We start from the raw sequence: 21,649 nt of genomic DNA on the forward strand, positions 1-21,649 counted from the left end.
CTCATTTCTTTCGACTTCAAGTCATCTGGAGCAAAACTACCAGAAAAGCCGCATAAAGAACCGCCAGGGCAATTCCTTCCCACCTTTTTATTTCCCAGCCTGTGGCGATGAAGATAGGAGGGTCGTGCTTATGAATGTCATGAAAAGAGCTGTCAGGAGGACGCTGATCTCCCCGATCGATATTGGGAAGAGCAGGCCCGAAACTCCCGGGATCAAAAATATGTTTGCTATGTTCAAGCCGACCACGTTCCCGACCACGATGCCGCTTGCCTGCTGCAGTGAGGCGGCTACCGAGGAGGCAAGTTCGGGGATTGAGGTCCCCACCGCAACCAGGGTCAGGCCTATCACGAATTCCGAAACCCCGAGTTTTTTTTGCGATAGTTGAGGCTGCTTTTACAAAGTAGTCGGAACCCTTGACCAGCAGGACCAGACCTTCCAGGAGGATGGCGGCGTTAACCAGCACCATGAAGCTAGATAGAATCTGTCTTACTTTTATGTTTATTCGTTGACATTTTTAATTCTGAACCATTATGCACCTTTTAGTGGTATGTGTCTCTCAGAAGTGCTTTTTTTCTTACCGAATTTCTCCGGCTTCGAGTTCTCTTTCCAGGTCCGTGATATCAAACCAGACCCTTACTGTTTCTTCTTTTCCTGAATCGTTGAGTTCGATTTTTATGGGCTGGATCAAGTAATCCTTGATGGTTTCCCATCCCCCTCTTCGGATGTCGGTGATTTCCCATGGGCCGGATTTCGGGTCTTTCTTCCTGTCCCGGCTAAGCTGGGCAAGCAAATGCTTTTTCTCCATGTAAGATAGGGTTTCAATCCCTTTGATTTCGGACTCGCCCACTTCAGGCTTATCTATTTCAGGCATGTTTAATCTGTGCTGGTTTACCTTATGTTGTGTCGTATCTGGCTGGTTTACTTTATGTTGATTCACTTTATGCTGCTTCATATCGGGTTGATTAACTTTTGCTTCCATCTCTTTACCCCCTTTGTTTATTGATGGTCTCAAATTTTGATCTACTTCAAAGCAAATTCAGATCAATTTCAACGCAAGTTTCAGGTCAACTTCAAAGCAAGTTCAAATCAACGTTAAAGCAAGTTTCAGATCAATTTCAAAGCAAGTTTCAGACCAACTTCAAAGCAAGTTTCAAATCAACTTCAAAGCAAGTTTCAGATCAACTTCAAAGCAAGTTTCAGATCAACTTCAAAGTAAGTTTAGATTAAGGGCCTGAAGGTCCTCGGGTCAAGGAAGAGAGCCCTTTGGCAGTAGCTGCACAGGGTTTCCAGGTTAGTTCCCCTGAGAAGGGCCCTGTCTACCTCTTCTTGCGGTGAGATGTACTGGGTCATTTCTTCCCCGCAGTAAGGGCATTTTATCTTCAGCCAGTCCAGCCTGGTTATCTGCCTTATATTCTGTATCAACATACCCATGGCGTCTTCATAGGCATCCGCGGAAAACCTGATCGGATTCAGGTGACGGATCAGGAAGGGCAGTTCCACCCCTGCTTCTGCAAGTGGAATTATTAGCTGGTCAGTTCCCACGGCCAGGCCGAGTTCCTGGTTTACTTCCGGGGCTCTTGCTCCTTCCGGGGTCAGGATTGTTATTACGCAGTCGGACTGCCGGATCCCGAAGCGTATTCGCTCTGCCCGGGAGAGGGACTGGGCTTTCCTGTACAGGGAATAAAAACTCTCCAGTTCCACGGCCCAGAGGGCCCGGGCCAGTTCCTGGGCAAGGGGCTCGTCCTGCTCACAGTGAGATATGTAGACTCTTGTGATCATGGTTAGGTCGCATCAGGGTTGCTTTGCTTTTTTATCCTTCAAGCCGCATTCAACACGAAGTTAACTTTTTTTGTCCTCATGTTTTCTGGTTGGTTCCGGACTGGGCACAGGTTCCGGTGATGGGACAGGTCCCGGTTCAGGACTGGGAATCGGTTCCGGCTGAATAGTTGTTTTTTTTTCGTCTTTTTGCAAAATAATTTTCCCCCTTTTTATTTCTCCTCTGTTTATTTACCTCTTTATTTGTTTGCCATTTTATTTATATCTAAATATAATCTCCCATTATAATCTCCTATTATAATCTCCTATTATAATCTCCCATTATAATCTCCCATTATAATATCTCATTTTTCTCTTTTTGTGTTCATCTCTCGATGGAAAAGGAAATCTTGCTGAGGATATGGTTATATTTATCAACCAGTCCCTTGCGGTCGTCTGCGCCGATGTAGATGTCTGCGAGTTCGTAGCTGTAGCTGTCCCGGATCTGGAATTCGGAGAGCTGCTGGCCTTCCCTGACAAGGGACCTGATGATGGTGTCCGGGATTTCCTGTTTGATCGCGGCGATTTCTTCCCTTGTGGGGACTTTTACCACTTTTCCGGGTTCAAAGGTCCTGAGCATGAATTTTGCGGCGTAATTGTATTTCCCCTGCCATTCGAAGGGGGCCGGTTTCCTGCCAAGGGCGATCTGAAGCATAACCCTATGGTGGGAGACGCCGTGCACTTTTTCAAACAGGTCGGCGTGGGACTGTGACATCCTCGGGTTGATTTCAAGCAAGTAGGTCTCGTCGCTGTCGGGGTCATAGAAAAATTCTGCGTTGAAGGCAGAATTGTCCAGCCCTACGTGTTTGATAATCTTCCTGCAGACCCCTGCCATATGATCTTTTATCCGGTCAGGGAGGGATGAGGGGTATTCGTAGCTTAAGACGGAGGAGAAGTGTTCATCAAGGACCCAATCGACAACTCCGTATATTGCCACTTCCCCGTTCAGCACGTAGCCCTCCACGGTGCACTGCCGGCCTGAGAGGGGGCTTTCGGCAAGGCAGCTCTCTTTCATGTCCGCAAACTCGGACGGTATATCGTAGTTTTTCAGCAGGTAACGGAATGGCTCGTGGAGGAAGCCGATCTTTTCACGAATTTCACGGATGTATTCCCTGAACTCGTCTTCACTGTCCACCCTGTACGCCAGAAAAGCCCTGAAGGACCTGACCGGCTTGATCCAGAACGGGGTTTTGATATCGATCAGGGCGCAGGATTCCTCATCAAAAGGATCGAAAGCGCAGAACTTCGGAATATTATGGGGGATTATTTTCTGCTGTTCAAGCCGGCTCCAGTACTTGTGCTGGCATTTGAAGATGCTTTCCATACTCGGTCCAGGCACCCCGTAAGCTTCGACAAGGATAGGTACAAGGTCCGTTGCCGGAAAATCAAAGTAAGTGACAATGGCGTGAGTCTCCCCCGGAGTCGTTTCGATCCGCTCCCTGGCCCTGGCAATCAGCTCCCCCATGTCATAGCCCGGAACGTCCAGGATTTCACCTGCATCGAGCGCGGAATAAAAGTTACACTCGGCGGCTTCCGGAAGCCTCTGAAGTTTCTTGAGATTGAATGAATCCATACCAACAATGAAAACGTTCTTTTTCATGTATTCCCCCTCAATCATGTCCCTTTTACTTTACTAATCGAGGGAATCAACTTACCACTCGTTCTTACGAGTATTTCGTATTCCCCCTTTTATACTATTTATTTACAAGGACATATAATTATCTTTGATTATTTTTTTGCCATGATGTTTGTGCTTCGTTTTTGCTGTCCAGGCTTAGCTAGTCGAGTATGAATTTGAAAAATATAAAGTTAATTTGAAAAATATAAAGTTAATTTGAAAAATATAAAGTTAATTTGAAAAATATAAAGTTAATTTGAAAAATAAAAAGTTAATTTGAAAAATAAAAAGTTAATTTGAAAAATAAAAAGTTAATTTGAAAAAGGAAAATGAAGAACACTGTGAAGAATTAAATGAAAAATAAATTATCACCGGAAGAACTGAAGCAGGATTGCAAATGCAAATCTTCCGCTTCCGGGGATTTCTTCAGAGCCTGTTTTATCTTCCGGATCATACATTTTTTGGATCCGGTTAAGCTTCCGGATCATATATGTTTATGCCCACTTCTTTTGAAGTTGACAGCAGTGTTTCGCGATCGGTTAAGACCAGGCCGATAGGTGTATATTCCGGGATAAGGGCTTTGAACGTAAATGTCAGGTCGGATTCTTCTTCCAGTGATACGTTTTTGTTTGAGGTGAAAAACTCTAAAAACGGACTTTTGTTTTCATTGATTTCAGGGTCCGCCCTGCAGGTAAAAGTTTCTCCCAGAGCTACATTTGCCGGAAATGCCGGTTCGATAAGTTTTAATTTCGGGAATTTATCCCAATCCTCCGTAACCCCGTTGAGAGCCAGGTTTTCCAGCCAGTCGAGTAAGTCCTGGGTTATGTCGGTTTCAAGGTTGAACCCTTCTACATTAAAGCCCACATTGTATATCGCACTCAGCTGCTGGGAATAATTCTCAGTCGAAGCCGTAAGTGTAATATGCCTTTTGTTTTCCGGGTTAAGGCCCTGTACGCGGGAAATGTGCCTTTCGCTTTCCGGATTGGGGCGGTGTACGCATTCGTTTAGCGCCGTTGCTGCAAGAGTTTTGAAAATTCTCTCGTGAACCGGGGCTGGTCCGCTGTTTGACACGTAGATTTCTATATTTATTCGTTCTTCGCCGTCGTGCATGCACCACTGCTTCAGCACGCCTTTCCACCCAACCCTGACCTGCTCCAGGTCCATGGTCCAGCCGGAGAGGAGCGGATTTGCCAGGGGATCCGGCCAGTTGCAGCATACGAAGGTATAGGGGTCCAGGCTTTCGTATTTTGTAGGGTAGTCCAGCAGTTCCTTGATTTTGTTCAACTTTTCTGCTTTTTTCTTATCCATTTTCTCATCTTTTGCACTTTCCGGAGAGAACGGCAGCGGATTTGCGGCTTCGATCCTTTCTACATCGGCCACTCCGTACCCTATTACAATGTCCTCTTTTTTCCCAGGCCTGTCAAACCTTGCTGCCGGGTAAAGTTTGAGGTTCGAATCAACGGCCTTGCCTACATATTCTTCTGCCGTATCGTTTCCGGGGTGAGGTCCTGCACAGATGTCTATTATATTATCCTTATTTAGCAGGCCGCAAAAAGCGTGATTGGCAAATCCTGTCCGGAGCACTGAGTCCTCATCAACGACTTCTAGATCATGGTGGCCGTGTTTCAGGAAGAAAGGATTGTTGCACTCTCCCCTGCCCAGCAGGTCGGTTTTGTTGAGATATCCGAAAGGCTCCAGAAACAACCATTCAATGTCGTTTATCCCTATCCCGCCGAGGATTGCCTGTAGAGCTGCCGCCTGGTCGTAGCAGTTCGCAATCGGGACCGAGCCTGTAAGGTAGGCTTTCAAATTGAAAAAGCCGCCGTGTTCAAGGACCCCGTAATGGCTTGCCCCGCAAAAACTGTCGTATTTCAGCTCATGTTTGAAGTGGAAATAATCTACAACCCCCGAGATGCATTCTTCCTTTGATGCAGGGGTGCTAATGACCTCGCCGGAGAGGAATTCCAGTAACTCAACCCATGTTCCTCTTTTGAACATCGTGCCGGGCTGGCCAAATATCCAGTATATCTCGACTGGAATAGTTTCAACTGTTATGGCAATTTCTTCTTCTATTTCTTCGGGATCTTCAACTTTTTCTGTTATTTCCTTAGAATCTCCAGCTTCTTCCAGACTCTCTTCTGAATCATCTTTTTCTTCCGGTTTTTCTTCAGAATCACCTTTTTCTTCCGAATAAGCAATTTTCCAGACTATATCTCCCTTTTTACAACAGAATTTGTCAATTGCTTTTTCAGGCCTTGTGGAAACAGTCTGTTCTTTTACGCCTCCTTCAATCTCGCCTGAAAACTTCAGATCATCTATTATTCCCGTTATTTTGAGGGTTTTTCCGCTATCAAGCCCTTCCTGTTCAATTTCAAGGGACATAGCGTTGTCAAATTCATCGCCGATTACAAATACACCGGGTTTCAGAGTTTCCCTGCTGCTGGCTTCCCAGTTGGGTCCTAGCAGAACTTTGCCATTCAAGCAGGTTTTTACGCCCCCGTTGATATCGAGGGCTTTTATTTTTACATTTATTTTTGGGGTTTCCATAACTATTCCACACACTATCGAAAATTTATTCGAAATTTATTCCCTAATCAGAATAAATTTTTTTAAATTTAACCCTTTCTATTTTTACCGGCTTTGCCATAAAACCCGGGGATGCGATGTGGAAGAGAAATAACTGAATTTTGAAACAGGTTGATTTAAGCTCGGATTACTGCTGTGAATTTCCAGGTTTGCTAAAGGAAAGATAAAATCAAAGTTGGTCGGTTTATTTTATCGATTTGTTTTGTCGTTTTGCTCTGTTACTGCGGGGTCTGGAAGCGAATGGATTTCCAATATTTGCAGAGACGTTTTCCGAAATTATTGGATCGCACTTTTCCGGAGTAACCGGAATAGTGTCTCCCGTCTTTTTTGTCCCGAACGAAGTGAGGCCAGCCCTCTTTGACAGACGGGATTAAGAAGCTGCATGAAAAGAGTAAAAACAACCAGCCCATGTTTTTGACTCTCGCATTATGCGACCGCCAACGAATTGCAAATCTTCTTTTTTATCTTTTGGCGTTTTTGTGTCAGCTGCTCTGGTTTAGCCGGATTCCCACGCAGGATATTTAATATATCCTTGATATCAGAGTAATCATTCAAGCCTGGTGGAATGATTTGCATGCCATTTAATGGAGGGTGGTAAACTTATGGATGAAGAAGACAACACACAATCTGAAACATTTTCATTATATGTACGTTTACGGTTGCTTGATGCTGATGATTTGTACGATTTGGTAAGTACCCTTCTGATTAAAAAACCCGAGTTACACCAGATGGCCCTTGAGTGGTTCAAAGAGCGACAAAAAACAATGCCTGAAACCATGGAAAATGAAGACCTTGTAGCTCTAAATGACGACCTGCTGCTCGAATACTGGGAAGATACCAGGGATATAATATCAGAGTTCAACAGGCTTGGCGGTGGGCTTGAAGAAGATGAGGAAGAAGCATATGAGTACCTTGACCAGATTTCAAAACTGATTGTGGAAGGGGAACTGTCAACTTCCGCAAAGCTTGAATTTTTAGACGAAGCCTTTGAGGAGTATAACATTGAAAATTCCGGTTTTGAAGATGGCCTGATGGATCTTTTTTTCGAGATCTGCCAGACGAAGGAAGAATGGGAGTATCTGGTGAAAAAGCTTGATGAGCATCCTTCTGATTGGAGAAAAGAACTGATAATGCGAATCCAGAAAAGACATCTTCACGATGACGAAGCTTACCTGCAGGAGCGCAAGCAGATCCTCAGTCATGGGATGGATTACTGGGACCTAGTTAAATTTTATGTTGAGAAGGGTGATCAGGAAAAAGCCCTGGAAACAGCCGAAGAAGGGATTTTGAAGGGTGAGGGGAGCTGTTCATGGCTGTTTGAATTTCTGTGGGAGCACTTCTCCAAAGAAGGAGATACCGCCAATCTGGAACGGATTGTTCAGACGGCATTATCCCGTAATGATGAAGAAAAGAACATGCTGGACAGGTTGTTTGAATATTACAGGTCAGAAGGGGACTACAAGCGTGCAAAAGCTGCTCTCTTAAAGTCGTTTGAGTTTACCAGACGGAAATATTATGCCGAGTACAATAAGCTGAAAGGATTCCTCAAAGGGCCTGATTGGAAATCCGTTGAGCCTGAAATCTTCGCTAAGATCAAAGAAGAAGACTTCCACGATTATCTGCGGATCTGTCTGGATAAAGGTATGAAAGAAACAGTCCTCAAATCAATTCTAAACCCTCCAAAAAGCAGGTTCGGTTATTTAATCGAAGAGAATTTCGATGAGTTTGCAGATGAATTGAATAAAGATTTCCCGGAAAAAATCATCGAATACTACTGGCAAAAAGCCTATCGAAACATACCGAACGGGACCAGAAAAACATACAGCATTGCAGCCAGGTATCTTGGAAAGGTCAAAGGTATCTATCTTGACATTTTAAATGATGAAGCAGGGTGGACAAAACGTTTTTCCGATCTTAAATCCGAATTTAAGAAGCGGCCTGCTTTCCTTGATGAAGTTAGTGGATTGTAATATCTCTTATTTTTCCTTTTTATTGAATTGGGACAGGGAGAGGTTAAAAAATCAATTGTGGATCTCTACAATTCCAAAAGATTGATGTCATATTAAAGATTTTCTAAAACTATGCCTATGGCCGATGAAATAAAAGTATCTTTGGTAACTGCAGCCTGTCTGTTGGCGATTGCATTTGTGTCAAAGAATATCCTCAATGTTCAACTTGATTTTTTGTCCCAGTACGCGCCTCTCTGGATTTTTATATTTTATATCATTTCGAGGAGTAGAGCAACAGTTAGTGTTCTTACCTGGTCATCATTAATAATTTTTGTAACCGCCACCATCCTGATTCTTAATACAATATGATATCATGAGATCAAGAAGTTCGATACTGCCTGTACCCGTTCTTTCTTCAGTTGCTTCCTTTCCGTGTCTCCATCCATTTTCTGTTCGAATTCAATCAGTTTGTTTTTGTTGGTTGGGGCAGGCTTTTTGAAAGTAGCTGAGTCTTCGGCGGTGGTATAGCTTCTTTTTTATATTTTGGTGGTTTTGGAGCGCTTGCGTGCACTTCACCGAAGCAACCGTAGTTCTAATGCAGAAATCTAATCGGACCTTCTTTCCTTCCCTCAACCCCCTCCATCCCCTCGTCCCCACACTGTCGAATTGCTCAGTTCTTTTGACCTTGGGAGGGCAGGCTTTTTGAAAGTGATGAGTTTCTGGCGGCGGCATAACTTCTTTATTATATTTTGGCGTTTTTGGGGCGCTGGTGTGCACTTTACCGGAGCAACCTTAACTCTACTGAAAATCTAATCCGATCCTACTCCCTTTGCTTCGCAACCTCCCTCCCCCCGTCCCCTCCCTGTCGAATCGCTCAGTTCTTTTGACCATGGGAGGGCAGGCTTTTTGAAAGTAACCGAGTTTCCGGCGGCTGCATAGCTCCTTTATTATATTTTGGTGGTTTTGGGGCGCTTGCGTGCACTTCACCGGAGCAACCGGAATTCTACTGAAAGTTTGATCGGATTGTCTTTCCTTCCCTCGACTACTTCCTTCCTCTCGCGCACACCCTGTTGAATTTCTCAGTTCTTTTGACCATTGGAGGGCAGACTTTTTGAAATTGGGTGAGGTTCCGGCGACAGTTTTAGCGATTGTCTTGTAACTTTCCGGAACAACCGGAATGGTATCTTCCGTGGTTCTTGTTCCGAACGAAGTGAGGCCCGCCCTTGACAGATGGGACTAAGGAGCTGGATGGAGATGAGTGAAAAATAGCAAGTGGCTTTGACTCTGAAATTGAGCTACCGTCAACGAATCAAAAAGTGCTCTTTGATTATATCGTGCTAAGCCGTTGCAGTATGAATTTGTATATAAGGAATGTTATTGTAATGTTGAAGATGCCAACACAAAATAAATTTCTGGACAATCTGTTTCTCTCCCTGCGCTCCCCCGCTTCTTCAATATCATAATTTGTTCTTATCCTGTACCCGTTCTCAAAAACGCCTGACAAAATCCCCGCTATAGCACAAAAAACCAAACCTGCAAAACCTATGATCTCTATAAATAGTGTTGAATCACCCTTAAGGAACGCTGCGGCAGCCGCAATAACAATGATTACCAGATTGATAATAAGTAAATTCCTCACTTTTCCACCTTTTTCGTTTATTTCATTATGAGGTATTTATGGAAGTATTAATAACTTATTGATGGGTCTGCCCTTTATTATATTTTGGCGGTTTCGGGGGCGCTTGCGTACACTTCGCCGGAGCAACCGTAATTATATTGCAAAACCAGATCTTTTCCTTCCTTTTTTACTCAACGACCTCCCTCCCCTCGTCCCCGCTTTGTCGAATTGCTCAGTTCTTTTGACCTTGGGAGGGCAGGCTTTTTGAAAGTGGATGAATCTCAGGCGGCGGGATAGCTTATTTTTTATATTTTGGCGGTTTTGGGGCGCTTGCATGCACTTTTCCGGAGTAACCGGAATGGTGTCTCCCGTGTTTCTTGTCCCGAACGAAGTGAGGCCCGCTCTTTTTGTAAAATGAGATTAAGCCGCTTCATGAAATGAATAAAAATCAGCCAGCGTTTTTGACTCTTGTACCATGCGATCTTAAATCGATTGATCTTCTTTATTATATTTTGGTGTTTTTGGGGCGCTTGCATGCACTTGTTCGAAAAATCAAAAACTAAATTGAGTTGAAAAAAGAATGGAACAAAGTTCAAGTTAATTGAAAAAAGCACCTACGAAAAACAAAATATATAACTCTTTGATACAACTCATATGCTCCAAACAATAATAGAAAGGGGTTTCGTTATTAAACAATATTATACCCGTCTGATGCGTTTAATATGGGGACTTTTCCTTTATGCACTCGGAATTGTATTTACACTGAATGCCCATATAGGATACGCTCCATGGGAAGTTTTCCACGTCGGACTCGCAAAAACGATAGGGATAAGCATTGGAACTGCTTCAATTCTAATCGGAGTAATTATTGGAGTAATTACCTTATTACTTGGAGAAAAACTCGGAATTGGTACCATTTTAAATATGGTACTTATTGGTGTGTTTCTTGATATGATTCTCGGATTGAATATAATACCCGTATCTAACAACTTCATTTTTGGAATCATAATGTTGATTTCAGGACTGTTTATAATTGCTTTAGGCTCATACTTTTACATTGGATCAGCATTTGGAGCAGGCCCAAGGGACAGTTTAATGGTTGCACTGACTCGAAAAACCGAACTACCGGTAGGTGTCTGCCGCGGAACAATCGAACTTTTAGCGGTGCTTGCCGGATGGAGGCTTGGCGGTATGATTGGTATCGGAACAATTATATCGGCTTTTGCAATAGGATTTTGTGTCCAGACAACCTTCAAGTTGCTTAAGTTCGATACAACAGCTATTAACCACGAGACCCTGGGTCGGACATATAAACTGTTTTTTAGCGATAAAAAAGAGCAACTTTATGAAGAAAAAATGCCTGTAGATTATTAATACCCCTCATGTGGCACTTGCGTGCACTTCGCCGGAGCAACCTTAACTCTACTGAAAATCTAATCCGATCCTATTCCCTTTGCTTCTAAACCTCCCTCCCCTCGTCCCCACCCTGTCGAATTGCTCAGTTCTTTTGAGTATGGGAGGGCAGGCTTTTTGAAAGTAGCCGAGTTTCCGGCGGCGACATAGCTTCTTTTTTATATTTTGGTGGTTTTGGGTCGCTTGCGTGAACTTCTCCGAAGCAACCGGAACTCTACTGAAAACCTACTCGGACCTTCTTTCCTTCGCTTCGCAACCTCCCTCCCCTCGTCCCCGCCCTGTCGAATTGCTCAGTTCTTTTGACCTTGGGAGGGCAGGTTTTTTGAAAGTGGACGAGTTTTCGGCGGCGGTTTCAGCGATTGCTTGGTAGAGCTTTACCGGAGTAACCTGAATGGTTTCTTCTGTCGTTTTTGTTCCGAACGAAGTGAGGCCCGTCCACTTTGACAAGGAGATTAAGAAGCTGCATTAAAAGAATAGATGTTGGGAAAGAAAGCATCAACTCTGTATTAAACCACATCAAGTTTTTGAACGCATGGATTGAAAATAAAAATGCAATTTCTATTTCACTCTCTTATTTTTATTCATTAAATTCAAGGGCAGGCCGCTCTCCTTCGTCGAGCGTGGCTGGGCATGGAACCTGCCTACTAAACGGTCGCTTCGGTACAGAGTCAAAATCCCGAAAACCCACCCTAAACCCAAGTTCAATCCATCCAAAAAACCGGGTTTCTTCTCTCCAATCACCCCTCCTCCTTCGCCGCGAAACCCAAAAGCCTCCGCTCCCCGATAAAAATCCCCTCAAAAAAAGAAAAAAGAAATAACGGCCGTAAAAGCCGTTTTTTCACTCTAACTTAAAGTCCCCGTACTTACTGATATGAGCAGCAAGCCCGCCGTCACTCAAAATCTTGATCATGACATCCGGCAGCGGCGAAAAGGTAAGCTCGATTCCCTTCGTCACGTCCTTGATTACGCCTGTGGAAAGGTCGATCTCCAGGTCGTCTTCGGGGTCGATCTGGTCGGTGTCGCAGATGAGGACGGGGAGGCCGACGTTGATGGCGTTTCGGAAGAAGATTCTTGCGAAGGATTTGGCAAGGACTGCGCCTACGCCGGAAATTTTTATGATCGTTGGGGCGTGTTCGCGGCTGGAGCCGAGGCCGAAGTTGCGTCCGCCGACTACGAAGTCGCCTTTCCGGACTTTGTTCGGGAACTCGGGGTCGGCGTCTTCCAGGACGTGTTTGGCGAGTTCCGGAAGGTTGGTCCGGAGGTGGAAGAGGCGGCCGGGGGCTATGTGGTCAGTGCTGATGTCGTCTCCGAATTTCCAGGCTTTACCTTTCAGGTTGTTTTGCATTTCTTCTGCCATTTAGAGCACCTCCCTGGGGTCTGTGATTTCGCCTTTTATGGCCGAGACTGCGGCTGTAGCCGGGGATGAGAGGTAGATTAAGCCTTCGGTGTTTCCCATCCTGCCCTGGAAGTTCCTGTTTTGGGTGGAGAGGCAGGCTTCCCCGTCGCCGAGGATGCCCTGGTGTACGCCCACACAGGGGCCGCATCCGGGAGCCATGACTGCGGCTCCGGCTTTGATGAAGGTCTCGATGTAGCCGGCTGCGATTGCGTCAAGGTAGACGTCTTTTGAGGCGGGGACCACGATCAGGCGGGTGTCCGGGTGGCGCTGCTTGCCTTCCAGGATTTTGGCTGCGATTGCGAGGTCCTCGATCCTGCCGTTAGTGCAGGTCCCGATAAAGACCTGGTCGATCTTCGTGCCTGCAAGTCCGGCTGCGGTGCTGGTGTTGTCCACGGTGTGGGGGGCAGAGACCATGGGTTCGAGGGTGGAGGCGTCGATCTCGATTACTTCTTCGTAGACTGCGTCCTCGTCAGGGGTAATTTCCCTGAACTTGTCTCCTCGCCCGCGGGATTCCAGGAAAGCTCTGGTCGTCTCGTCGGATGCGATCAGGCCGGTCTTGGCTCCGGCTTCGACTGCCATGTTGGAGAGGGTGAAGCGGTCGGACATTGCCATCTTTTCGATGGTCTCGCCACCGAATTCAAGGGCTTTGTAGGTGGCACCGTCTGCTGTTATCTTGCCGATCAGGTAGAGGATGAGGTCTTTTGCACAGACGCCTTCTTTGAATTCCCCGGTCACGTTGATCCTGATTGTCTCGGGCACGCGGAGCCAGGTCTTTCCAAGAGCGATTCCGACAGCAACGTCGGTTGAACCCATGCCTGTGGCAAAGGCGCCAAGGGCACCGGAGGTGCAGGTGTGGGAGTCTGCCCCGATCAGGATATCTCCGGGGTTCACGTAGCTTTCGACCAGGCGCTGGTGGCAGACGCCGGTCCCGACTTCGGAAAGGTCCACGCCTGTCTTCTTTGCGAAATCCCTCAGGATCTTGTGGGCGTTGGAAAGGTCCTTGTGAGGGCTTGGAGCTGCGTGGTCAATGAAAAGGACAGTCCTTTCGGGGTTTTTAGCCTGGACAAGGCCCATCTTCTCGAGCTGCTGGACAGCCAGGGGGCCGGTCCCGTCCTGAACCGCGGCAACGTCCACCGCAGCGACCACAATGTCGCCGGCGGAAACTTCCTTGCCTGCGTGTTCACTTATTATTTTTTCTGCCATTGTCTTTCCCATATAATCACCTTAAAAAAGTGTTTGATGATACTTTTGAATTAGCTTGATCGAAAAAGCCTATGAATGCAGGGATTAGCTGAAGAATCCCCTGTGCGGCTTTTTTCAGTAAATCTAACTTCTTTTTGGAACTGTTGAGAGTAATCGCCTTTTCCGTATATGACATTAACGGAGTTCCGGGAATTTTTTTATAGAAGTCTGGACAACAGAACCCGTATAAATCCGGGGAAATTGTCTGTAAATTGTCCGTAAAATGTCTATAAAATGTCTATAAAATGTCTATAAAATGTCTATAAAATGTCTATAAAATGTCTATAAAATGTCCAATAAGTTGTTCGTAAAATATCCGTAAAATTGTCTGTAAAACTGTTGATCTGGCCTTTATTGTCTGCCATTTTCTATCATTGTAAGGAAAGATTCCCTCTATTTCTTTCCGGGAATTCCTGCTCCCTTTTCCTCTTTATCTCCTGATCCCAATAAGTTTAAGTCCAATGCCTGTTATGGAAATGTAAATTCCGATTGTCACGAAAAAAGGTTTACAAAACGGGGTTGTTTTTTTGCAGGACCCGGGTTTGTTTACCTGCAAATTTCCAATCCTAAAAACTCCTGATGAGAGATTAACATGGAACTTGACGAAGTCATCATAACACGCGCAATTGTTGAAGAGTACTCAAAAACTTTCCTTGAATACACGGACATCGACGTGGCCCTGGTAGGAGGAGGCCCTGCAAACCTGGTGGCTGCAAAGTACCTGGCTGAAGCCGGGGTAAAAGTCGCCTTATACGAGCAGAAACTCTCTCTCGGCGGCGGCATGTGGGCCGGAGGCATGATGTTTCCCCGCATCGTTGTACAGGAGGAAGCCACCCGTATCCTGGACGACTTCGGAATCCGGTATAAGGAATATGAATCCGGCTACTACATTGCAAACTCTGTGGAATCGGTCGGAAAGCTGATCAGCGGAGCGACTTCTGCAGGGGCTGAGATTTTCAACCTGGTTAGTTTCGAGGACGTCATGATCAGGGAAAACGACCGGGTCGTAGGCATCGTCATCAACTGGAGTCCTGTCACCACCAACCGCCTGCACGTCGACCCCCTCATGATCCGCACAAAGCTCGTGGTCGACGGGACCGGGCACGACGCCGTGGTCTGCAACACTATCCTGAGAAAAATCCCTGATGCAAAAATCGGGGAATTCGGGCAGATCGGGGAAAAACCCATGTGGGCCGAGATCGGAGAAAAACTTGTTGTTGAAGCCACCCAGGAAATCTATCCCGGGCTGATCGTAGCCGGCATGGCTGCAAGTGCCGCAACCCGCGCCCCGCGGATGGGTCCGGTCTTTGGAGGCATGCTCCTTTCCGGGGAAAAAGCCGCAAAACTTGCCCTTGACCGCCTCAAAAAACTCTGAAAGCGGGCCTGAAAAGCAAATTTCTCCCTCTTAAGCCGCCGGGAAGCAGAAAATCCCCTTTCTTAAGGGGTCTCTCCTGTCCTTTCCGGCAAAAACTTTATATAAAAAAACTCCTTCTATAGGTTGCTCAAGCCTGAGCACCCAATCCTGCGTGGCCGGGGTAGGGTAGCGGTCATCCTGTAGCCCTGTGGAGGCTACGATCCGAGTTCGATTCTCGGTCCCGGCCCCATTACTTTAACTTATTCTAAGTAATCTTTCTAATTCTGTTTGCTTTGTTTTCTTCGTTTTAACAAAATTCAGTTTTAATACTGTTTTCATAACGTTTTTAATATATCATTCAGCTTTTAATATCCCTTTTATATTGTTTCAAAATCTACCTTACAATATCAGCCTTCTACCTTACAATATCAGCCTTAAATCTCTGCTCCAAAAATCGACCTTACAATATACTTACAATATATATCTATCACCTCTATCTAACCCACCTGAATTCCACCTAAATTCCACCTAAATTCCACCTAAATTCCACCTGAATTCCACCTGAATTCCTGCCATCATAAAAGAGGATTCAAAAGAGGATTCAAAAGAGGACTTCCATGAAAGCACTGATCATCGACGGTTATGTAGACGAACCCGCCTGCCTCGGGGTTCCTCCCTACTTTTCCCCCTACCCCCGGTACATAGCAGGCGCTCTCCGGGAGTGCGGGCTCTCCGAAACCGATATCCACTACCTGACAATCGACCGCCTGCGGGAAAACCCGCCGGGGGCCGGGGAACTGATCGGGAAAGCAGAACTCGTAATCGTGATTGCAGGCATGACCGTTCCGGGAAAATACCTCCGGGCCACGCCCATCTCCCCCGGGGAAATCGAAACCATCTTCCGGAGCTCAACAGGGGTAAAAGTCATAGGCGGTCCTATTCGGCTTGGTTTCAGTGGGGAAGGCGGAAAAGCTGCAAAAGGCCTGGGCAGTGGGATCAGCCTTGAAGGTGCCGTGCTTGCGGAAATGGACATTGAGGCTTTTGTCTTTGACCTTTTTGAGGGCAGTGAAGGCATTAAAGACAGTAAAGGCAGTAATGGAATCATTCTGGGGAAGCAGCCGAGCATTAAACTGAAAGCCCCGGAAACCGTGGGACACCGCTTCAGGACGACCTCCGAAATCGGGCGCTGGGCACCGATGGGAGCTTTTCTTCTCCGGCAGCACCCTGATTATCCTTACTGCATGTGCGAACTCGAAACCTACCGGGGCTGCGGCCGGACCATTCATTGTTCTTTTTGCACCGAACCGTTCTACGGGGCTTCGGACTACCGGCCAGTGGAGGACGTGGTCTTTGAAGTCTCGGCCTTATATTCCCATGGAGCCCGCTATTTCAGGATTGGGCGGCAGCCTGACCTCCTATCCTACCACGGCACCGATGCAGGCGGCCCGGTCCCGAAACCCGATCCCGCAGTTCTTGAGAGGCTCTACAGGGGGATAAGGAATTCCGCTCCGGAACTTTCCGTGCTCCACCTGGACAACGCAAACCCGATAACCATTGCCACCTACCCTGAAGAAGCCGCGCAGATAATTAAGACGATCATCAAATACCACACCTCTGGGGACGTGGCTGCTTTTGGCATGGAAAGTGCGGACCCGCAGGTGATCCGGGCAAACTCCCTGAAAGCCAGCCCCGAAGAGGTCTTCGAAGCCATCAAACTCGTAAACGGCCTGGGCGCCGTCCGCGGGGCAAACGGGCTTCCGGAACTCCTCCCAGGCCTGAACTTCGTCCACGGGCTTATGGGCGAGACAAAAAAGACCTTCCAGCTGAACTACGACTTCCTCCAGAATGTGCTGGACTCCGGCCTGATGCTCCGCAGGATCAATATCCGGCAGGTCATGGCTTTCCCTGACACCCCCATGTACGGAAAGGACGAGGCTGCCGGCAAGCACAAGAAACTCTTCCTGAAATACAAGGACCAGGTCCGGAAAAACATCGACCTCCCAATGCTCCGCCGCGTCGTTCCCGAAGGCACGGTGCTGAAGGATGTCATGTGTGAGGTGCACGAAAACGGAATCACTTTCGGAAGACAGCTTGGATCTTATCCCCTGCTGGTCGGAATTCCCGCTTCCCTGCCCTTCAGGAAGTTCACTGACGTAACCGTGACCGGACACGGGATGCGCTCCATCACCGGTATTCCTCACCCCCTTTCGATTAATTCCGCTTCTCCTGCCCTTCTCAGGGAACTTCCGGGGCTTGGCAAGAAAGCTTCGAATGCTGTTGCCGCAGGGCTGCCCTATGCCGATGAAGAGGATTTTGTAAGCAGGGTAAAGGACGGAGAAAAGTTCCTCAAATATATAGAGTTCTGAACTCCAGGCTCTTTTTCGTTTCTTTTTCTCTTTTTCATCTCTTTTCAATCTCTTTTTTGTCACCCCTCTTCAACTTATTTATATTTTTAAAATAATTATTTACTTATTCTAACGAGAACTATATTATTCTGGGGCATTTAAGGGAGGACTATTTTGAGTGAGAGCACGGACTATGTTCACAAGGTAAAAATTGCTTTTCAGTTGAGCTTTATTTTCTGGGTTGTAGTTTTTATTCTCATGTTTTACGCCACCGTCGAGGCAGGGTTCAGGACACTGGGCACCTTCTTTTTACTCTTTTCAGTGCTTTTGGTAACTCCTTTTTTGCCGGACGGGGCGAGGAGTTATGAAGAACTTGGAAGTTGTAGTGAGTGCGAAGAGGACTGATAAATCAGATAAATTAGAAGTCCGAGAAATGAAAAATAAGATGAATGGAAAATGGGCACTTCCTGCTTCGAACTCTTTTGAATGAGAATGAACTGATCCTGCTACTGAGAGTTGGAACTGAACAGATGCTTAAGATAACTTTTCAAGGTCTTTTTTCAGATTTCTGTTTTTGTTAGCCTGTTCAGCTATTCGGATCATATCTCTGTTTCAACTTCCCGGTTCAGGTCTCTGTTATCCCCAGAATTCCTGCAAGCTCCAGCCCTTCGCTTCCGATGTCCGAGAGTCGGCTCAGGAGCTCCGAACTTGAAAGGTACTTTTCAGTCCTGATCCCTCCGGGCTCTTCGATCTTGATGCTAATCTCGCCTTTGGTATAGCCTCTCTCAACACATTCCCCTATGAGTTTCCCGTATATCCCCGCGATCAGCTTGAGGGAGTCCTGGACCCTGTTTTCGTCCATTACATTCTTGCCTTCCAGCAGGACCCGCCTGAGCTTTCTGGACTCCACGGATACTTTAAAAAACTGTTTGAGCTTTTTTGTCAGTTCATAGAAGGCATCCATATCTATGGAAGCTGCCAGTTTTTCATCTCCGCTTATCTCATAGTCCCCGTGCAGGATCAGGTATGACATCTCGTCTGCCGAGATAGTGATCCTGTGTTCGCCGTCTTTATCTTCGAACACGGTACTGAGGCTATTTCCCTCATATTCGATCGACATGATGTGGAAATCGGAAACGTCGAGCTTTTTTATTTTGTCTTCCTTATGCAGGATTCCTGCCTTCACCCAGATCGGCAGGGTGAATTCGTGCAGGTCCCCAACCTTTATCATATCCTCTGCAAAAGTCAGGTCGTATTCGTACTGAATGCTGTCAATGGAACTTACCTGCATTCCTGTCAGCTTTTTCCCCTCAACGGCAGCAGAATAAGCGTGCTTTGCCCCATAGATCCCGGCTTCGAAAAAGGGGCTCAGGATCGAAAGAATCTTCGTTTCCAGTTGCTGGATTTCATTTCTGGCAATCCTTGTCTCCTTCTCAAGTTCTTCCAGATTTTCGTCCTTTTTCCCGGAAGCAGCCGCGTCACAGGTTTCCAGTATCTTGTTCTTGATTTCCAGAATGTCCTCCGAATCGACTTCCTGGGTGAGTTTCTCAAGATAACCTGTCACTTCTATCTGGAACTCATCTATCTCCCGGATTCTTTTCTCCAGAATTGCGGTCCCTGCTCTGTTCTCTTCTTTTGTTCTGATTGCAGACCTTTCAAGAGGGATAACCTCTTCCGAAACCCCCAGGAAGTCCTGCAGGTCCTGAATGAAATCCCTCTGTACGGGAAACTCGGTTGAATCCTGAAAAGTATACTTTATGCTATCCACTCCCCGGTTAATTGTGAAAAAGATGGTTTTTGAAATTAAATTGGCGGCTTTCCTTATTTAGCTTTGTGAGTTCAAAAACTTGCAGCTGAAGGGGGGTAATTGAATAAAATTTTGGAAAATAAAATGAACAATGTCGGAAAATAAAGTGAACAATGTCGGAAAATAATATGAAAAATATCTGGGAAATTAAGTGAACAATGTCGGAAAGTAATGTGAAAAATATCTGGGAAATTAAGTGAACAATGTCGGAAAATAAGGGTCGGAAATTAAAGTGAAAAATGTCTGGGAAATAAGGTATACACCAGCCGGGATTCGAACCCGGGTTCGAGCGTTGGCAACGCCCGGTGATGACCGCTACACTACTGATGTCCGAAGTAGGCGAGGCGCCCCGCCAGCATTACGCAATATACATTTTCTCATTAATTAATTTGACCCTTGAATGATTCTGTTTGACCCGGGAGGTTTTTCTGATCCGGAAAAAGGCTGCATTGCTATGATTCTTTCCGGATCCAGGCTGTAATATTTTTTTATGTCCTGCTGTTACTGCTGTATATTCTGGTTATAGTCTTTTGCTGTATCTCTGGCTGTAGTGTTCTGCCATTCCTGCTGTATCTCTGGTTATAATGTCCTGAAGGTCTTCCTTTTAAGAAAGGTATTGTGTTTTATAAGATCAAAGCTGTATAAAATGACGTCTGATGTTAGAGCGATATCCGACGTGAGGCTTTTTCAGGTAAATTATTTAATTTTATTTCCTGATTTTACTACTAAATTTACGAGTGATGGATTTTGAGCGAAGTTGAAAAACTGATAAACCTTGCAAAAAATGCGGCTGAAAAGATCCTGAAATACCAGTTTGTGCGCCTTATCTCGCATAACGACGCTGACGGGCTGACCTCGGCAGGGATCATGGCCCAGGCTTTGCTCCGGGCTGGCATCCGTTTTCAGCTTTCGATAGCTGCCCGGCTTGATGAGGCCGTTATTGAGGAAGTTAACGGGAGTACTTCTCCAGGGGACCTTGTTATCTTTTGTGATATGGGCAGCGGCTATTCTGACCTGGTAGGGAAGGTGGCGGCTGATGTTGTTGTGCTTGACCACCACAAGCCTGTAGGGGAGTCCCCTGCAAAGGCTGTTGTAAACGCGCATACGGTGGGAATCGATGGGGCCACGGACATCTCGGCTTCCGGCACATGCTACCTGGTTGCAAGGGAAATGGGACCCGAAAACACGGATCTGGCAGGCCTGGCGATTGCCGGGGCAGTCGGGGATAAGCAGCTTTTCCGGACTGCAAACGCTTTTATCCTGGAAGAGGCCCTGAAGGCAGGGGTCGTATCCTTCCGGAAAGGGCTGAAAGTGGGGGATGGAGACCTTGCCGAAGTGCTGACTTACAGCACCGAACCTTTCCTGGACATAACCGGGGACCCGGTAAAGGTCCGGGAATTCCTTGGCGGGCTCGGGCTTTCCGGCCGGATCGAGGAGCTCTCTGATGAGGGGGTCTCGAAACTGGTTAATGCCGTTGCCCTGAAACTTGCAAGGCAAGCAAGCCCGGAAGCCGTGGAAGCCGTCATCGGGGACATTTATATCCTGAACCGGGAACTCGTGCCAAATGTCTACGATTTCATCTCCATCCTCAACACTTGCGGTAAAATGAAAGTTTACGGGCTCGCTGTAGGGCTTTGCATGAAGGACCCCGGAGTCCTGGAAGAAGCCCTTGCTCTTTCTAGGGAGCACCAGCAAAACCTTGCCCGTTCCATCAGGGAAGAAATCGAAAAAATCCACAAAGGAGAAAACCTCTGGTACATCAACACCGTGGACGCCCTTTCCACCGGGACCCTGGCAAGCACGGTGGTCCGCTACCTCCACCCTGAACTTCCCTTCATCTGTGTAAACGAGTCCGAAGGCATCCTGAAAGTCTCGGGTAGGGGCACCCGTGAACTCGTTTCCCGGGGCCTTGACCTTTCCTTTGCCCTGCGGGAAGCAGCTGGCGCAGTCGGGGGAAATGGCGGTGGGCACAGTGTCGCCTCCGGGGCTTCCATCCCCCTCGGAACTGCCGAGGAGTTTCTGGGCATCGCGGACAAGATTATCGGGGAGCAGCTCCAGGCCAGAGGAAAAGTTAAGAAGTAATAGCAGAAGCCGAATGCAAAAAGACAAAGGAAGACAGCGAATATTTATATGAAAAATGACTGGAGAAACGCTTATGAAAATTACTGGAACCATCGAATTTCCGGACCCCGAAACAAAGGAATTTGCTAAAAGGATTCTGGAAGCCCTTTCCCCGGACAACCTGAGGAGTATGGAAAGCGAAATAAGTGATGAGCGGGTAGCTGTCCACTTCCGGTCGGAAAAAATAGGGTCCCTTCTTGCGACTGTTGATGATTTCCTGATGAATTTGAAAATAGGGGAAGGAGTAGGAAAAGCGCTGGAGATGGAAAAATAAGTTTCCGGAAAGTGAAATATCTGCTTCCCGGCTCTACTATTTTCTCATACTAATTTTTCCTTACTCATTTTCCGGAGTTTTTTATTCTTCTCAAATTCTTCTCAATTCATT

The 21,649-nt window shown here is 46.6% G+C and carries 16 protein-coding genes, 2 tRNA genes and 1 pseudogene; 9 read left to right on the forward strand and 10 right to left on the reverse strand.

Features of this window, described 5'->3' with window-relative positions; all coding sequences use genetic code 11:
* Positions 1-132: 132 nt before the first annotated feature.
* The 5 genes and pseudogenes from MSMTP_RS05965 to MSMTP_RS05985 all read right to left on the reverse strand — a co-directional run.
* Positions 133-466 (reverse strand): annotated as a pseudogene (locus MSMTP_RS05965) (sodium:calcium antiporter); the annotation flags it as partial.
* A 108-nt stretch (positions 467-574) separates the two neighbouring features.
* Positions 575-871 carry a hypothetical protein gene (locus MSMTP_RS05970; RefSeq protein WP_048178241.1) on the reverse strand — a complete coding sequence of 99 codons (297 nt, stop codon included), beginning with the start codon at positions 869-871 and terminating at the stop codon, positions 575-577.
* Between the two features lie 347 nt (positions 872-1,218).
* Positions 1,219-1,779, reverse strand: a complete 561-nt coding sequence (locus MSMTP_RS05975; RefSeq protein ID WP_048178242.1) for a toll/interleukin-1 receptor domain-containing protein — start codon at positions 1,777-1,779, stop codon at positions 1,219-1,221.
* 361 nt (positions 1,780-2,140) lie between these two features.
* Positions 2,141-3,415, reverse strand: coding sequence for an acetyl-CoA carboxylase biotin carboxylase subunit family protein (locus tag MSMTP_RS05980; RefSeq protein WP_048182849.1), 1,275 nt, complete (start codon positions 3,413-3,415; stop codon positions 2,141-2,143).
* 489 nt (positions 3,416-3,904) lie between these two features.
* On the reverse strand, positions 3,905-5,980 hold the full coding sequence (locus MSMTP_RS05985) for a hypothetical protein (RefSeq protein WP_048178243.1): 2,076 nt from the start codon (positions 5,978-5,980) through the stop codon (positions 3,905-3,907).
* A 641-nt stretch (positions 5,981-6,621) separates the two neighbouring features.
* Between MSMTP_RS05985 and MSMTP_RS05990 the strand changes: the two genes are divergently transcribed.
* Entirely contained in the window at positions 6,622-7,989 is a 1,368-nt protein-coding gene (locus MSMTP_RS05990) for a lipopolysaccharide assembly protein LapB (protein ID WP_156153698.1), read from the forward strand.
* A 1,306-nt stretch (positions 7,990-9,295) separates the two neighbouring features.
* On the opposite strand, the gene MSMTP_RS06000 is transcribed toward MSMTP_RS05990, so the two are convergent.
* Positions 9,296-9,607 (reverse strand): DUF5316 domain-containing protein, encoded by a 312-nt coding sequence (locus MSMTP_RS06000; RefSeq protein ID WP_048178246.1) that lies wholly within the window; start codon positions 9,605-9,607, stop codon positions 9,296-9,298.
* 633 nt (positions 9,608-10,240) lie between these two features.
* On the opposite strand from MSMTP_RS06000, the gene MSMTP_RS06010 reads away from it, so the two are divergent.
* Complete coding sequence (locus MSMTP_RS06010; RefSeq protein WP_048178248.1) at positions 10,241-10,960, forward strand: YitT family protein; 720 nt, start codon at positions 10,241-10,243, stop codon at positions 10,958-10,960.
* Positions 10,961-11,439: 479 nt separating this feature from the next.
* The gene (locus MSMTP_RS19020; RefSeq protein WP_156153699.1) at positions 11,440-11,817 is read left to right on the forward strand and encodes a hypothetical protein; all 378 of its coding nucleotides are present in this window, start codon (positions 11,440-11,442) and stop codon (positions 11,815-11,817) included.
* A 20-nt stretch (positions 11,818-11,837) separates the two neighbouring features.
* Here MSMTP_RS19020 and MSMTP_RS06025 read toward each other — a convergent pair whose 3' ends face one another.
* Together MSMTP_RS06025 and MSMTP_RS06030 are read right to left on the reverse strand one after the other, a co-directional pair.
* Positions 11,838-12,332 carry a 3-isopropylmalate dehydratase small subunit gene (locus MSMTP_RS06025; RefSeq protein ID WP_197076183.1) on the reverse strand — a complete coding sequence of 165 codons (495 nt, stop codon included), beginning with the start codon at positions 12,330-12,332 and terminating at the stop codon, positions 11,838-11,840.
* Between the two features lie 24 nt (positions 12,333-12,356).
* Positions 12,357-13,598 carry a 3-isopropylmalate dehydratase large subunit gene (locus MSMTP_RS06030; RefSeq protein WP_231582936.1) on the reverse strand — a complete coding sequence of 414 codons (1,242 nt, stop codon included), beginning with the start codon at positions 13,596-13,598 and terminating at the stop codon, positions 12,357-12,359.
* A 631-nt stretch (positions 13,599-14,229) separates the two neighbouring features.
* On the opposite strand from MSMTP_RS06030, the gene MSMTP_RS06035 reads away from it, so the two are divergent.
* From MSMTP_RS06035 to MSMTP_RS06050, 4 genes are all read left to right on the forward strand, one after another.
* Positions 14,230-15,012 (forward strand): sulfide-dependent adenosine diphosphate thiazole synthase, encoded by a 783-nt coding sequence (locus MSMTP_RS06035; protein ID WP_048178252.1) that lies wholly within the window; start codon positions 14,230-14,232, stop codon positions 15,010-15,012.
* Positions 15,013-15,166: 154 nt separating this feature from the next.
* Positions 15,167-15,241 (forward strand) — tRNA-His (locus MSMTP_RS06040).
* A 367-nt stretch (positions 15,242-15,608) separates the two neighbouring features.
* Positions 15,609-17,357 carry a radical SAM protein gene (locus MSMTP_RS06045; protein WP_048178253.1) on the forward strand — a complete coding sequence of 583 codons (1,749 nt, stop codon included), beginning with the start codon at positions 15,609-15,611 and terminating at the stop codon, positions 17,355-17,357.
* 153 nt (positions 17,358-17,510) lie between these two features.
* Positions 17,511-17,741: a hypothetical protein gene (locus tag MSMTP_RS06050; RefSeq protein WP_231582937.1), complete on the forward strand. Its 231-nt coding sequence runs from the start codon at positions 17,511-17,513 to the stop codon at positions 17,739-17,741.
* Positions 17,742-17,961: 220 nt separating this feature from the next.
* Here MSMTP_RS06050 and MSMTP_RS06055 read toward each other — a convergent pair whose 3' ends face one another.
* A complete protein-coding gene (locus tag MSMTP_RS06055; RefSeq protein WP_231582938.1) occupies positions 17,962-19,104 on the reverse strand; it encodes a hypothetical protein in 1,143 nt (380 codons plus the stop codon).
* Positions 19,105-19,401: 297 nt separating this feature from the next.
* Positions 19,402-19,473: transfer RNA gene (locus MSMTP_RS06060), tRNA-Gly, on the reverse strand.
* A 417-nt stretch (positions 19,474-19,890) separates the two neighbouring features.
* Between MSMTP_RS06060 and MSMTP_RS06065 the strand changes: the two genes are divergently transcribed.
* The gene (locus tag MSMTP_RS06065; protein ID WP_048178255.1) at positions 19,891-21,225 is read left to right on the forward strand and encodes a DHH family phosphoesterase; all 1,335 of its coding nucleotides are present in this window, start codon (positions 19,891-19,893) and stop codon (positions 21,223-21,225) included.
* A gap of 73 nt (positions 21,226-21,298) precedes the next feature.
* The gene (locus MSMTP_RS06070) at positions 21,299-21,538 is read left to right on the forward strand and encodes a KEOPS complex subunit Pcc1 (protein WP_048178256.1); all 240 of its coding nucleotides are present in this window, start codon (positions 21,299-21,301) and stop codon (positions 21,536-21,538) included.
* Positions 21,539-21,649: the final 111 nt, after the last annotated feature.

This window comes from Methanosarcina sp. MTP4, from assembly GCF_000970045.1.
Classification (GTDB): Archaea; Halobacteriota; Methanosarcinia; order Methanosarcinales; family Methanosarcinaceae; genus MTP4.

What these genes read in the sequence shown, in the direction of transcription:
- MSMTP_RS06070 (WP_048178256.1), top strand. Translation starts at nt 21,299, where the DNA reads ATGAAAATTACTGGAACCATCGAATTTCCGGACCCCGAAACAAAGGAA.
- MSMTP_RS05970 (WP_048178241.1), bottom strand. Translation starts at nt 871, where the DNA reads ATGCCTGAAATAGATAAGCCTGAAGTGGGCGAGTCCGAAATCAAAGGG.
- MSMTP_RS06045 (WP_048178253.1), top strand. Translation starts at nt 15,609, where the DNA reads ATGAAAGCACTGATCATCGACGGTTATGTAGACGAACCCGCCTGCCTC.
- MSMTP_RS05990 (WP_156153698.1), top strand. Translation starts at nt 6,622, where the DNA reads ATGGATGAAGAAGACAACACACAATCTGAAACATTTTCATTATATGTA.
- MSMTP_RS06030 (WP_231582936.1), bottom strand. Translation starts at nt 13,598, where the DNA reads ATGGCAGAAAAAATAATAAGTGAACACGCAGGCAAGGAAGTTTCCGCC.
- MSMTP_RS05980 (WP_048182849.1), bottom strand. Translation starts at nt 3,415, where the DNA reads ATGAAAAAGAACGTTTTCATTGTTGGTATGGATTCATTCAATCTCAAG.
- MSMTP_RS05975 (WP_048178242.1), bottom strand. Translation starts at nt 1,779, where the DNA reads ATGATCACAAGAGTCTACATATCTCACTGTGAGCAGGACGAGCCCCTT.
- MSMTP_RS06035 (WP_048178252.1), top strand. Translation starts at nt 14,230, where the DNA reads ATGGAACTTGACGAAGTCATCATAACACGCGCAATTGTTGAAGAGTAC.
- MSMTP_RS05985 (WP_048178243.1), bottom strand. Translation starts at nt 5,980, where the DNA reads ATGGAAACCCCAAAAATAAATGTAAAAATAAAAGCCCTCGATATCAAC.
- MSMTP_RS06010 (WP_048178248.1), top strand. Translation starts at nt 10,241, where the DNA reads ATGCTCCAAACAATAATAGAAAGGGGTTTCGTTATTAAACAATATTAT.